The sequence below is a fragment of the Pseudomonas sp. Ag1 genome, from assembly GCF_000278565.1.
Lineage (GTDB): Bacteria > Pseudomonadota > Gammaproteobacteria > Pseudomonadales > Pseudomonadaceae > Aquipseudomonas.
This window is the reverse complement of the sequence record NZ_AKVH01000101.1, coordinates 25,396-38,636: the sequence shown is the minus strand read 5'-3', so window position 1 is coordinate 38,636 and position 13,241 is coordinate 25,396. Positions and strand designations below refer to the sequence as shown.

Annotated in this window: 13 protein-coding genes; 8 read left to right on the top strand and 5 right to left on the bottom strand. The window is 61.2% G+C overall.

The genetic code is table 11. The annotated features are described in order from the left end of the window. Positions 1-38 precede the first annotated feature (38 nt). From A462_RS14675 to A462_RS14705, 7 genes are all read left to right on the top strand, one after another. A complete protein-coding gene (locus A462_RS14675) occupies positions 39-1,700 on the top strand; it encodes an OFA family MFS transporter (RefSeq protein ID WP_008435689.1) in 1,662 nt (553 codons plus the stop codon). Between the two features lie 256 nt (positions 1,701-1,956). After that, positions 1,957-2,550 (top strand): imidazoleglycerol-phosphate dehydratase HisB, encoded by a 594-nt coding sequence (hisB, locus tag A462_RS14680; RefSeq protein WP_003218037.1) that lies wholly within the window; start codon positions 1,957-1,959, stop codon positions 2,548-2,550. After that, the gene (gene hisH, locus A462_RS14685; RefSeq protein ID WP_003218034.1) at positions 2,550-3,188 is read left to right on the top strand and encodes an imidazole glycerol phosphate synthase subunit HisH; all 639 of its coding nucleotides are present in this window, start codon (positions 2,550-2,552) and stop codon (positions 3,186-3,188) included. Before hisB ends, hisH begins: the two co-directional genes overlap by 1 nt. After that, entirely contained in the window at positions 3,188-3,445 is a 258-nt protein-coding gene (locus tag A462_RS14690) for a DUF2164 domain-containing protein (protein ID WP_003218033.1), read from the top strand. The genes hisH and A462_RS14690 overlap by 1 nt, the downstream gene beginning before the upstream one ends. Positions 3,446-3,484: 39 nt before the next feature. After that, positions 3,485-4,222: a 1-(5-phosphoribosyl)-5-[(5-phosphoribosylamino)methylideneamino]imidazole-4-carboxamide isomerase gene (gene hisA, locus A462_RS14695; protein ID WP_008435688.1), complete on the top strand. Its 738-nt coding sequence runs from the start codon at positions 3,485-3,487 to the stop codon at positions 4,220-4,222. Positions 4,223-4,231: 9 nt separating this feature from the next. Next, the gene (gene hisF / locus A462_RS14700) at positions 4,232-5,002 is read left to right on the top strand and encodes an imidazole glycerol phosphate synthase subunit HisF (RefSeq protein ID WP_003218030.1); all 771 of its coding nucleotides are present in this window, start codon (positions 4,232-4,234) and stop codon (positions 5,000-5,002) included. A gap of 66 nt (positions 5,003-5,068) precedes the next feature. Then, entirely contained in the window at positions 5,069-5,827 is a 759-nt protein-coding gene (locus tag A462_RS14705; RefSeq protein WP_003218028.1) for a substrate-binding periplasmic protein, read from the top strand. On the opposite strand, the gene A462_RS14710 is transcribed toward A462_RS14705, so the two are convergent. The 4 genes from A462_RS14710 to A462_RS14725 all read right to left on the bottom strand — a co-directional run bounded on the left by A462_RS14710 (position 5,780) and on the right by A462_RS14725 (position 10,586). Continuing rightward, positions 5,780-7,084, bottom strand: coding sequence for a Vps62-related protein (locus A462_RS14710; protein ID WP_008435687.1), 1,305 nt, complete (start codon positions 7,082-7,084; stop codon positions 5,780-5,782). The two genes, A462_RS14705 and A462_RS14710, sit on opposite strands and share 48 nt — an antisense overlap. A gap of 74 nt (positions 7,085-7,158) precedes the next feature. After that, positions 7,159-7,941: a divergent polysaccharide deacetylase family protein gene (locus A462_RS14715; protein ID WP_008435686.1), complete on the bottom strand. Its 783-nt coding sequence runs from the start codon at positions 7,939-7,941 to the stop codon at positions 7,159-7,161. 1 nt (position 7,942) lies between these two features. Then, the gene (locus A462_RS14720) at positions 7,943-9,250 is read right to left on the bottom strand and encodes a S41 family peptidase (protein WP_003218023.1); all 1,308 of its coding nucleotides are present in this window, start codon (positions 9,248-9,250) and stop codon (positions 7,943-7,945) included. A gap of 31 nt (positions 9,251-9,281) precedes the next feature. Further along, the gene (locus A462_RS14725) at positions 9,282-10,586 is read right to left on the bottom strand and encodes a murein hydrolase activator EnvC family protein (protein WP_003218021.1); all 1,305 of its coding nucleotides are present in this window, start codon (positions 10,584-10,586) and stop codon (positions 9,282-9,284) included. 377 nt (positions 10,587-10,963) lie between these two features. On the opposite strand from A462_RS14725, the gene A462_RS34635 reads away from it, so the two are divergent. Further along, positions 10,964-11,395 (top strand): PBECR2 nuclease fold domain-containing protein, encoded by a 432-nt coding sequence (locus tag A462_RS34635; RefSeq protein WP_238544241.1) that lies wholly within the window; start codon positions 10,964-10,966, stop codon positions 11,393-11,395. A gap of 217 nt (positions 11,396-11,612) precedes the next feature. On the opposite strand, the gene gpmI is transcribed toward A462_RS34635, so the two are convergent. Further along, complete coding sequence (gpmI, locus tag A462_RS14730) at positions 11,613-13,139, bottom strand: 2,3-bisphosphoglycerate-independent phosphoglycerate mutase (protein WP_003218015.1); 1,527 nt, start codon at positions 13,137-13,139, stop codon at positions 11,613-11,615. Between the last annotated feature and the right edge of the window lie 102 nt (positions 13,140-13,241).

Below are 13,241 nucleotides of genomic sequence, written 5' to 3'. Positions count from 1 at the left end.
GCCCGACGGACACATACTAATAACTGGGGGAAACATCAATGAGCACTAGCACTGCGGCGGGTAATACTGCTGCACAGCCTGCGTTCCTGTCCAAGGAACGCATTATCGCCAAGCCCGGGTTCAACCGTTGGCTGGTACCACCGGCCGCCCTGGCGATCCACCTGTGTATCGGCATGGCCTACGGTTTTTCGGTGTTCTGGCTGCCGTTGTCCAAGGCGCTGGGGATCACCGCACCGGTCGCCTGCGCGCCGGACATGAGCTTCATCAGCCAGGTCTTCTCGTCGCAATGCGACTGGCCCATCTCCATGCTGGGCTGGATCTACACCCTGTTCTTCATCTTCCTCGGCTGCTCCGCAGCGATCTGGGGCGGCTGGCTGGAACACGCCGGGCCACGCAAGGCTGGTGTCGTTTCGGCCTTGTGCTGGTGTGGCGGCCTGCTGATCTCCGCGCTGGGGATCTATACCCACCAGATCTGGCTGATGTGGATCGGCTCCGGGGTCATTGGTGGTATCGGCCTGGGCCTGGGTTACATCTCGCCGGTCTCGACCCTGATCAAGTGGTTCCCGGACAAGCGCGGCATGGCTACCGGCATGGCGATCATGGGTTTCGGCGGCGGCGCGATGGTTGGCGCTCCGTTGGCAGCCGCCCTGATGGGCCACTTCGCTTCGCCGACCAGCGTGGGCGTGTGGCAGAGCTTCGTGGTCATGGCCGTGATCTACTTCGTGTTCATGATCGGCGGCGCCTTGTCCTACCGCGTTCCGCCTACCGGCTGGAAGCCTGAGGGCTGGACTGCCCCGGCGAAAAAAGCCAGCAACGCGATGATCACCCATCGTCACGTGCACGTGAACGTGGCCTGGAAAACCCCGCAATTCCGCCTGGTGTGGCTGGTGCTGTGCCTGAACGTGTCTGCCGGCATCGGCATCCTCGGCATGGCTTCGCCGCTGCTGCAGGAAGTGTTCGGCGGCAAGTTGCTGGGTAACGGCCTGGCATTTGGCCAACTGGATGCCGGCCAACTGGCTTCCATCGCGGCCATCGCCGCCGGCTTTACCGGCCTGTTGAGCCTGTTCAACATCGGTGGCCGGTTCTTCTGGGCATCGTTCTCCGACTACCTGGGCCGTAAAAACACCTACTTCGTGTTCTTCGCATTGGGCTTTGCCCTGTACGCGTTGATCCCGAACCTGGGTCACCTGGGCAACGTCACGCTGTTCGTGGCGGCGTTCTGCATCATCCTGTCGATGTACGGCGGTGGCTTTGCGACCGTCCCGGCTTACCTGGCGGACCTGTTCGGTACGCAAATGGTGGGCGCGATCCACGGTCGTCTGCTGACCGCATGGGCAGCGGCGGGCGTGTTGGGCCCGGTGCTGGTGAACTACCTGCGTGAGTATCAGTTGAGCATCGGCGTTGAACGCGCTGCCGCCTACGACATCACCTTGTACATCCTCGCCGGCCTGCTGGTGCTGGGCTTTATCTGCAACCTGCTGGTACGGCCGGTGGCAGACAAGTACTTCATGACCGACGCCGAACTGGCTGCCGAGCAGGCGCTGGGCCATGACAAGGGCGCCGATTCCAGCACCGTGCTGGAGTGGAAAGCCTCCTCCGGCAGCGTGCCATTGGCGGTGGCTGCCTGGCTGGCGGTGGGCATTCCGTTGGCGTGGGGCGTGTGGGTCACCCTGCAGAAAACTGCGGTACTGTTCCACTAACACCGCGTAACCCTTGTGGGAGCGGGCTTGTGTGGGAGCGGGCTTGCTCGCGAATGCGATGGATCAGTCAGCACATGTATTGGCTGACCCACCGCCTTCGCGAGCAAGCCCGCTCACACACAAAGCTGCTCCCACACTTGTACTGACATGTCTATCCCCGACACTCCATCAGTCTTATCCCCTCCGATGTTTCTGTTTAGCGCCCGCGCCCCTATAATGGCTGCCTTTTTCGCCCAATGATTTTGCGGAGCTGGTGATGGCCGAACGTAAGGCGTCCGTCGAGCGCGACACTCTGGAAACCCAGATCAAAGCCTCGATCAACCTGGATGGCACCGGAAAGGCCCGATTTGATATCGGTGTACCTTTTCTTGAGCACATGCTGGACCAGATCGCCCGTCACGGGCTGATCGACCTGGATATCGTCAGCAAGGGCGACCTGCATATCGACGACCACCACACGGTGGAAGACGTCGGTATCACGTTGGGCCAGGCATTTGCCAAAGCCATCGGCGACAAGAAAGGCATCCGTCGCTACGGCCACGCCTATGTCCCGCTGGATGAAGCGCTGTCGCGTGTGGTCATCGACTTCTCCGGCCGCCCGGGCCTGCAGATGCACGTGCCGTACACCCGCGCCACCGTGGGCGGCTTCGACGTCGACCTGTTCCAGGAATTCTTCCAGGGTTTCGTCAACCACGCCCTGGTCAGCCTGCACATCGACAACCTGCGTGGCACCAACACCCACCACCAGATCGAGACCGTGTTCAAGGCTTTCGGCCGTGCCCTGCGCATGGCCGTGGAGCTGGATGACCGCATGGCCGGGCAAATGCCGTCGACCAAGGGCGTCCTGTAATGCAGACGGTCGCGGTTATCGACTACGGCATGGGTAACCTGCACTCGGTGGCCAAGGCCCTCGAGCACGTAGGTGCCGGCAAGGTGCTGATCACCAGCGATGCCGACGTGATTCGCGAAGCCGACCGGGTGGTGTTCCCGGGGGTTGGCGCGATTCGCGACTGCATGGCCGAGATTCGCCGCCTGGGCTTCGACAGCCTGGTGCGTGAAGTCAGCCAGGACCGGCCGTTCCTCGGCATCTGCGTGGGCATGCAAGCCTTGCTCGACAGCAGTGAAGAGAACGACGGCGTCGACTGCATCGGTCTGTTTCCGGGCCAGGTGAAGTTTTTCGGCAAGGACCTGCACGAAGACGGCGAGCACCTGAAGGTGCCGCACATGGGCTGGAACGAAGTGCGCCAGACCGTGGATCACCCGCTGTGGCACGAAGTGCCGGACCTGGCGCGTTTCTATTTCGTGCACAGCTATTACATCGCCGCCGGTAACCCGCGCCAGGTGGTGGGTGGCGGGCACTATGGCGTCGACTTCGCCGCGGCCCTGGCCGACGGTTCGCGCTTTGCCGTGCAATTCCACCCGGAGAAGAGCCATACCCATGGCCTGCAATTGCTGCAGAACTTCGCCGCGTGGGACGGGCGCTGGTAATGGCCAAGAAGGTCAAGCCGCCGATCTTGAACCTCACTCCCCAGCAGGAGAGTGAGGCCACCGACAAGATCAAGCGTTTCATGGAAGACCGCTTCGAGCTCAAGCTCGGCTCGTTCGAGGTCGCAGAAATCCTCGAACTGTTCACCACTGAAATTGCTCCGCACTATTACAACAGGGCGATTTTCGATGTGCAGACGCACCTTAAAGAAAGGTTCGAAAGCATCGAAAGCGACTTGTGGGCGCTCGAGAAACCCTGATTTCCCGAGCAACGCTGAATATCGAATAAGGTTTGCCAGATGCTGATTATTCCCGCTATCGATCTCAAGGACGGCGCCTGCGTACGTCTGCGCCAGGGCCGCATGGAAGATTCCACGGTGTTCTCCGATGACCCGGTGAGCATGGCTGCCAAGTGGGTGGAAGGCGGCTGCCGTCGTCTGCATCTGGTGGACTTGAACGGTGCGTTCGAAGGCCAGCCGGTCAACGGCGAAGTGGTGACGGCGATCGCCAAGCGCTACCCGAACCTGCCGATCCAGATCGGCGGCGGTATCCGCTCCCTGGAAACCATCGAGCACTACGTGAAAGCGGGCGTGAGCTACGTGATCATCGGCACCAAGGCCGTGAAAGACCCGGCCTTCGTCGCCGAAGCCTGCCGTGCGTTCCCCGGCAAAGTGATCGTGGGCCTGGACGCCAAGGACGGTTTCGTCGCCACCGACGGCTGGGCCGAGATCAGTACCGTCCAGGTGATCGACCTCGCCAAGCAGTTTGAAGCCGACGGCGTCTCCGCCATCGTTTATACCGACATCGCCAAAGACGGCATGATGCAGGGCTGCAACGTACCGTTCACCGCTGCGCTGGCCGCCGCCACCAGGATCCCGGTGATCGCTTCCGGCGGTATCCACAACCTGGGCGACATCAAGTCGCTGCTGGACGCGAAGGCGCCGGGGATCATCGGCGCCATCACCGGCCGGGCGATCTATGAAGGCACCCTGGACGTCGCTGAAGCCCAGGCTTACTGCGACGCCTACAACGGCTGAGGACTGACCATGGCGCTGGCCAAACGCATCATCCCTTGCCTGGACGTCGACAACGGTCGCGTGGTCAAGGGCGTCAAGTTCGAGAACATCCGTGACGCCGGCGACCCGGTGGAGATCGCCCGTCGCTACGACGAACAGGGTGCTGACGAGATTACCTTTCTCGACATCACCGCCAGCGTCGATGGTCGCGACACCACGCTGCATACCGTGGAGCGCATGGCCAGCCAGGTGTTTATCCCGCTGACCGTGGGCGGTGGCGTGCGCACCGTGCAGGACATTCGCAACTTGCTGAATGCCGGCGCGGACAAGGTTTCGATCAACACCGCCGCGGTGTTCAACCCGGAATTTGTCGGCGAAGCCGCACAGCACTTCGGTTCGCAATGCATCGTGGTTGCCATCGACGCCAAGAAAGTCTCCGGCCCGGGCGAAACTCCGCGCTGGGAGATCTTCACCCACGGCGGGCGCAAGCCGACCGGGCTGGATGCCGTGCAGTGGGCGATGAAGATGGAAGCCCTGGGTGCCGGCGAAATCCTGCTGACCAGCATGGACCAGGACGGCATGAAAAACGGCTTCGACCTGGGCGTGACCCGCGCCATCAGCGACGCACTGGGCATCCCGGTGATTGCTTCCGGCGGCGTCGGCAACCTGCAGCACCTGGCCGACGGCGTGATCGAAGGCCACGCCAGCGCAGTGCTGGCGGCGAGTATTTTCCACTTTGGCGAATACACCGTGCCTGAGGCCAAGGCCTACATGGCGGCGCGCGGTATCGTCGTACGCTAAACGTCACTGGACACCATGGCAGGCTCGCGGCACTCTCTGGGCTTGCCATGGATTCCGGTAACTTTCATGTTCAAAGACCTGCTGCTCGCCCTCGCCAGTACCACCGTTCTGCTGACGGGTTCGGCTTACGCTGATGAACCGTCCGACGGCGCTTCCCTGGTGTTGCTGACGGAAAACTTCCCGCCGTACAACATGGCGAAAAACGGCAAGAACTTCGCCAAGGAAGAGAACATCGAAGGCATTGCCGTGGACATCGTCCGCGAGACGTTCCAGCGTGCGGGTATTTCCTACAACCTGACCCTGCGGTTCCCTTGGGACCGGATCTACAAACTCGCCCTGGAAAAACCCGGTTACGGCGTGTTCGTGATGGCGCGCTTGCCGGACCGTGAGGCGCTGTTCAAATGGGTCGGCCCCATCGGCCCGGACGATTGGGTGCTGCTGGCCAAGGCTGACAGCAAGATCCAGCTGAGCGACCTTGAGCAGGCGCGGCGCTACAAGATCGGCGCCTACAAGGGCGACGCCATCGCCGAGAGCCTGGAGAAGCAGGGGCTCAAGCCGGTAATCGTGTTGCGGGATCAGGACAACGCGAAAAAGCTGGTGGATGGCCAGATCGACCTGTGGGCCACCGGGGACCCGGCGGGCCGTTATCTGGCACGCCAGGTCGGGGTGACCGGGCTCAAGACTGTGTTGCGTTTCAACAGCGCGGAGCTGTACCTGGCGCTGAACAAAAACGTGCCGGATGACGTAGTGGCGAAACTCCAGGCGGCCCTCGATCAGTTACGGCAGGAGGGTGTCGTCGATGAAATCATGGGGCGTTATCTCTAGGTTGTTTTCTGTGGGCTCGGGCACCGCTGCTGGTACTTCCTCTGGCTCCTCAACAGCAGTAACCGCCGCTTCAGGTTGCAGCAGCTCGCTGAAGTAGACGTTATCTCCGCTGGCATAGGTCAGGGTTGGCCCGAGCTGGCTGCCGTCAGCCCGCAATAGCTCGTATCGGCTTTTGACCAGGTAGGCAGCGATGGATTTATTCGCCGGGATGTAAGCCATCACATCCGCCACGCCCTCCCGTTCCCAGCCTTGTGCGGTCAAGCCCGTATGCGTGAAGTCGCGATTGAGGTTGGCACTGATACTCAACGGATGCCGGGGTGCCCAGGCAGCCTTTATATCGACGCCGGTCAAGGAGCGCAGGCCCAAGGAGAAGTCACTGATCTCTCCTTTTGCGAATACCCAACTGAAGGTTTGGCTTGCTGGCGTGGTGTTTTGACCGCTGGCCACCAAGCTGTACTGGTCGATTCTTTTCAACCGATATACCGGGCACGTTTGCAGTTTTTCCAGGGGCGTCAGGGTCGGGTCGTTCACGGTAAACCAGGGCAGTTCGCACACATGAATGCCCTCTGTTACCTGCTCCGGCATCGTGCGTCCTGGTGCCATTTCGGGTGAAAGTGGCTGCAAATCTTCGGAATGAAGCGCAAGGTCCAGCCGCAGGGCGTGCACCGGGCTTTGCCTGGTTGGCTTGGCATAGCCCTCGGCGCCGGTAAAGGTGCCCGGTGCCAGGTAGGCTTGGCCAGGAGCTGCTTGCGACGGGGAGACACCCCAGGCGCTGAAGTCCCGGTGGGCGCCGCTGCCTTGGTCGCTCCAGATCAATTGGTCGACATAGGCCTGAGTCACCAGGTCTTCTCTGACACAGCGGATGGTATTGCGTGGTGGTTTGTCGTTACCGAGGCCACAGACCAGCCCCATCGCCACATAACCTTCTGGAGCGGTGGGCAGCCAGATTGAGAAATTGGCGCGTGCCCTTGGTCCCGAGTGTTCCCAGACTCTCTCGAAGTCGACGGGGGGCCGCAAGGCGGTGCCATTCTCCCGGTCAACTTCGCTGACAACCGCGACGATGTTCAGTTGATTGATGTTGTGGTAGCCCGCCACCGCCACATCACCCAGCGGGACGAAGTTGCCCAGCGCGTCGGAGGATGTGCTCGGGCGCCAGAAGGTCACGGGTTTCTCGGCGCGAGTGCCTTTGTCGTTCCATACAGGAACGAACTCGGTGGTGAAGTTGATCAGCAGGTCTTTGTATTGCAGTGAGTTCATCTACAGACTCTCCAGTGGATACGAAGATCCACTATCGGAGAGTCCGCTCGGTCAGGCGCGGTAGCTATATAGCACTAGCGGTAAGTGCCGTTTTTTCCGTGGCCGGCCATGGCCTGGTTGCTGCGCAGGCTGATCATCAACTTGATGTCGATCCACTCGACGCCCTGGGCCTTGAGCTTGGGCAGCTCACGTTCGAGTACCGCCAGGGTCTGTGGATAAGGGTGGCCGATCATCACCGCCGAACCCTGTTTGTGGGCCAGCTTGATCGCGGTCTGCAGCTGGGTGGTGATGGCCGCTTCGGTGCGTTCGTCGTCGAGGAACACATCCCGCGAGACGCTGGCCAGGCCAATCTTTTGCGCCTCGGCGGCGGCGACGGTTTTAGCGCTGGTGCGGCTGTCGACGAAGAACTTGTGGCGTCGTTGCAGCTCACCCATCAACCAGGCCATGGCCTCCGGCTGGGCGGTCATGCGGCTGCCCATGTGGTTGTTGATGCCGGCGGTGTAGGGCACGGCCTTGAAGGCCGCGTCCAGGCGTTTGCCCAGCTCTTCGATAGGCAGGTCGGGGTGCCAGGCGAACGGGCCGGTGGCCGGGTCCATGGGCATGTGCAGGATGACGATCTTGCCGGCCTTGTGGGCTTCGCGGGCGAATTCGGCGGCGTGGGGTGTGTCGGGCATGATCGCCGTGGTCACCGGGCCGGGCAGGGCGAGCACACGACGATCCCGGGGCAGGTTTTGCCCAAGGTCGTCGATGATCAGGGTCAGGTAGGCTTTGTGTTCAGCGGGGGCTGCACTGGCGGGGTTGCCTTGGGCAACTCCCGCCAGACAGCACAGCAAAGCGATGATCAGTCCACGGCGCATATCAACGGCTGCGCGTAATGCTCAGGCCCTTGAGCAGGCTCAGCGCCTGGGCCAACTGATAATCGTCGTCCTGCGGCATCGGCTTGGCTTTCGAGCCGCTGCCGGTCGGCTGGTCGGCGCCGCCGTTGCCATTGCCCAGGTGGCCTTGCAGGTCCGCTTCCTTGTAGAACTCGCTGTCGGCTTCGTTGGTGATCTTGGCCTTGCGCACTTCGATGTCCGGCACGATGCCCTGGGCCTGGATCGAGCGACCGTTCGGCGTGTAGTACAGCGCCGTGGTGATCTTCAAGGCACGCTCGTTGTTCAGCGGCAGCACGGTTTGCACCGAGCCTTTGCCGAAGCTGGTGGTGCCCATCAGCACGCCGCGTTTCTGGTCTTGCAGGGCGCCGGCGACGATTTCCGAAGCCGAGGCGCTGCCGCCGTTGATCAGCACAACCATCGGCACGCCTTCGCTGAGGTCGTTGCCGGTGGCCGAGAAGCGCAGCTCGGAGTTGGCGATACGGCCCTTGGTGTAGACGATCAGGCCCTTGGTGATGAAGTGGTCGACCACTTCCACAGCGGCCTGCAACACGCCGCCCGGGTTGTTGCGCAGGTCGAGCACGATGCCGCTGAGTTTCTTGCCGTTGTCTTTGCGCAGCTTGGCGAGGGCCTTGGCCACTTCGTCGCCGGTCTTGACCTGGAACTGGGTGATACGGATGTAGCCGTAGCCCGACTCCAGCAGCTGGCTCTTCACGCTCTTGACCGTGATGGTGGCGCGGGTCAGGGTCACGTCGAACGGCGTGCCGCCGTCGCGCACCAGGGTCAGAGTGATTTTCTGGCCGATCTTGCCGCGCATCTTGTCGACGGCTTCGGTCATGGTCTGGCCGCGGGTCGGCTGGCCGTTGATCTTGACGATAAAGTCACCGGCCTGGATGCCGGCCTTGGACGCAGGGGTGTCATCGATCGGCGAAACGACCTTGATGTTGCCGTCGTCGGCGCCGACTTCAATGCCCAGGCCACCGAATTCACCGCTGGTGCTCTCCTGCAGCTCGGCGAAATCTTCCGGGCCCAGGTAGGCGGAGTGCGGGTCAAGGTTGCTGAGCATGCCCTTGATGGCATTTTCCAGCAGGGTCTTGTCGTCCACAGGTTCGACATAAGCGGCCTTGATCCGGTCCATGACCTCGGCAAAGGTGCGCAACTCGTCCAGCGGCAGCGGGGCCTTGGTGGTCGCGGCCGTGGCCGACTGGGCGGTCTGGTCGGCGAATGCCAAAGGCGCGCCGATCACCAGAGCGATCGTCAGGGCCAGCGATGTGAGGCGGGACAAATGCAGCATGTCGAACGAACTCCTAATGTAGATGCGACCCTTATCCTTGGGTACGGCACCATTGTGCCGGGTCGCTCGGGCGGCCCTGCTGACGAATAGCGAAGTACAGCGCCGGGGTGTCCTGGCCACCACTGTTACCGACAGTGGAGATGGATTCACCGGCTTTTACAACATCACCTGCCGCTTTAAGCAAAGTTTGATTGTGGCCGTAAAGGCTCAAATAGCCATTACCGTGGTCAAGAATCACCAACAAACCTGCGCCACGCAGCCAATCGGCGAATACCACACGGCCGCCGTGGATAGCGTGGACCTGGGTGCCGGCACCGGCACTGATCATCACACCGTCCCACTTGGCGCGGGTGTCATCGCCACGGGTTTCACCAAAGCGTGCCAGTAATCGACCATCAACTGGCCATGGAAGTTTGCCCCGAGCTGAAGCAAAAGGTCCGCCGAAGGATTCGCCGGCGCTGGAAACCAGCGGGCCAGGCGCTGCACGCGCCGGTTTACGCGGGGCCGGGGCGTCGGTAGTGGCGCTGGCGACTGCCTCGGCGGCTTCACGCTCGCGCTTTTTTTCGGCTTCCTGCTGGGCAAGCAGCGCTTTTTGCCGCGCCTGCTCTGCCTCACGGGCCTGGCGCGCCAGGGTTTCCTCGATGGTTTTCAGGACTTTGCCGAGGTCGGCCTGGTCTTGCTCGCGGGCCTGGAGCTTGGCGTCACGGGCTTTCACGTCGTCATTCAGCTTGGCCAGCGCCTGCTGGCGCTCCTTGCGGACCTTGTCCAGCTCGTCGCGCTGGCTGTCGAGGGCGGTTTTCTGGTCGAGCAACTGCGACTGCTGGTTGGCGATTTCCTGCTCGACGTTGGCCAACTGGCGCAGGGTCTCGTTGAAGCTTTTCAGTTGCTCCAGGCGGGCCTTGCTCAGGTAGTCGTAATAGGTAAGGGTGCGGGCGAATTTTTCCGGGTTCTGCTGGTTGAGCAGCAGCTTGAGGTATTCCTGGCGACCGTTCTGGTAAGCGGCGCGGGCCTGGATCGCGATCAGGCGTTGCTGTTCAACGCGTGCGCTCTGGAGTTTTTTTTTCTCAGCGTCGAGTCGCTCCAGTTCCGACTCGCTCTTCTTTAGTTCTTTTTGCAGCTCCTGGACCTGCTTCTCCAGCTTGCCCATCTCGGTTTCCGTGCCGCGCAGGTCTTTCTGCACGCCGGACTTCTCTTCCTGGAGCTTGCCGAGCAGCTTCTTCAGCTCGGTAATGTCCTGACGCGTAGCGTCCAACTGTTGTTGGGTTTGTGCGCGCTCATCGGCAAACGCCGGTTGGAGCAGGCAGACAAGAGCAAGGGTAATCAAGGCGCGAAGCATAGAGGCGGGCGACACCAGGGAAAGGGACGGCCTAGTATGCCCGCCAAGCGCTGCAAAAAAAACGCCCAATTCGGCTTGGCAGGCAAGTTAGGTGCCCAGTGGCCGCATTCTGCAAGCAATTGTGGGCAAGTCCCATAGCCCTTTGAAGGCGACGAGCGGTAGAGAGCGTCGTGTCGTGCTTCTGCAGTTGTTTTGTGTGCTTCGCGAAATGCCTTGAAATGCTCCACCCTGACGGTGCATTTGCGCTCGGAATAGACTCTTCGGCCCTGTTAATCCGACGGTCGGCATAGTCAGTAATGCCTTGTATTCACGAGTCAAAAGGCCAGCAAACGTGGCTTGATTATGGGCTTCCCGACCTTCGTAGTCTGGATCGGGCTTTGCGAGCGCGTCCACTTGAGGAAGTGGCCGCCGGCAATGACGTCGAAGCGGCCATCGATATAGTCGCAATGCATTTTGGCATTGCCCATTCGAGCTGTTCGGAAGTGGAAGTCGCCTCGCCTTTGGGGCAAATAGCGATCAGGCGTAGCTGTCTGCAGCACATTGTTGAAAAGCGGCAGGACGCCAGAGAGCGTTATGTCAGGTTCGCCTTGGACACATTGACGGGGCCTCTGGAAATATGGCGTGTTGCTTATAGCGATTGCTCCGCTCGTTTAGCATTCATTGGGGCTTATGAATCCAGGAGGCAGATGCTGGTGGTGGTCAATGTTCAGGCTGGCAATGTGCTGTGGAACTTCATGCAGACAGACGCCAAGGCCTTGAACAAGCATCGTCATGGTGAGTTGCTCTACAAGCGTTACGAGCTTTTGTGATGCCCAAAGAAAAGGGCAGCTCTTTCGAACTGCCCTAAGTAGTGCTTGCTTGATATTCATATACACACCCTCAAGCAGGGGTGTGGAGGTCTCACCCTACGCGGATATCCAGCCATCTGCGGGGTTCCTACGCCAGTTATCGCCGCTGGAGGCAACTGGTTTCGCGCTCGAGTCCATTATTGACGGGCTGCCTGTTTTGAGCAACCCCTGAACTGTGTCAGACCAGAATCGAAGTGCCAGTCATCTCTTTCGGCTTCTCCAGCCCCATCAGCATCAACATGGTCGGTGCCACGTCGGCCAGCACGCCGCCATCACGTACTTTAAAGTCACGTTTGCCTACGTAGATGAATGGCACCGGCTCGGTGGTGTGGGCGGTGTGGGCCTGTCCGGTGGATTCGTCGGACATTTGCTCGCAGTTGCCGTGGTCAGCGGTGATCAGCGCTTCGCCGCCCACCTTTTCCAGCGCGTCGACGATGCGGCCGACGCACAGGTCCAGGCATTCCACGGCTTTTACCGCCGCTTCCAGGTTGCCGCTGTGGCCCACCATGTCACCGTTGGCGTAGTTGACCACGATCACGTCGTAGCGCTGGTGTTCGATGGCGTCGACGATCTTGTCCGTGACTTCCGGGGCACTCATCTCCGGCTGCAGGTCGTAGGTGGCGACTTTCGGCGACGGGATCAGGATGCGTTCTTCACCCGGGAACGGTTCTTCACGACCGCCGGAGAAGAAGAAGGTCACGTGGGCGTATTTCTCGGTTTCGGCAATACGCAGTTGGGTCTTGCCGTTTTTCGCCAGGTAATCCCCCAGCACGTTTTCCAGGCTGCCCGGGGCGAATGCCGACGGGGCCGGGATGTTGGCCGCGTATTGGGTCAGCATCACGAATTCGACTTTCGGCTGGCGGGCGCGCTCGAAGTCCTTGAAGCCGGCATCGACGAATACGTGGCTCAGCTCGCGGGCACGGTCGGCGCGGAAGTTCATGAACACCACGGCGTCGCCATCTTCGACCTTGACCGGTTCGCCGATGGTGGTGGCCTTGACGAACTCGTCACTCTCGCCACGGGCGTAGGCGGCCTCCAGGCCTTCCTGGGCGGTGGCGGCGTTGAATTCGGCCTGGCCGTCGACGATCAGGTTGTAGGCCTGTGCCACGCGGTCCCAGCGGTTGTCGCGGTCCATGGCGAAGTAGCGGCCGACCAGGCTGGCGATGCGGCCTTTGCCGAGGGTCTTGAAGGTTTCATCCAACAGTTCGATGGAGGACTGGGCGCTTTTCGGCGGGGTGTCGCGGCCGTCGAGGAACGCGTGCAGGTAGATCTTCTCGGCGCCGCGCTTGAAGGCCAGTTCGGCCATGGCGATCAGGTGGTCCTGGTGGCTGTGGACGCCGCCGTCCGACAGCAGGCCCATGAAGTGCACGGCCTTGCCGGCCTTGACCGCTTTATCCACTGCCGCGCAGATGTTTGGGTTCTCGAAAAACTCACCGTCGCGGATCGCTTTGGTCACGCGGGTGAAGTCTTGATAGACCACTCGTCCGGCACCGAGATTCATATGGCCGACTTCCGAGTTGCCCATTTGGCCGTCCGGCAGGCCAACATCCATGCCCGAGCCCGAGATCAGGCCGTTCGGAACGGTAGCGCTCAGACGGTCCAGTACTGGCTTGCTGGCCGAGTACACGGCGTTGTCGTGGTGGCTTTCACTGTGTCCGAAGCCATCGAGAATTATCAGGACCAAAGGTTTAGGCGTAGTAGTCATAGATCCTCTCGCGGCGGTAATGAATGAAGGGAATAGAAAAGGGAGTGGCAGTTTAAAGCGAAGTTCCGACCACGTCACCGCTTTACGGGGGTTGGCCGACCA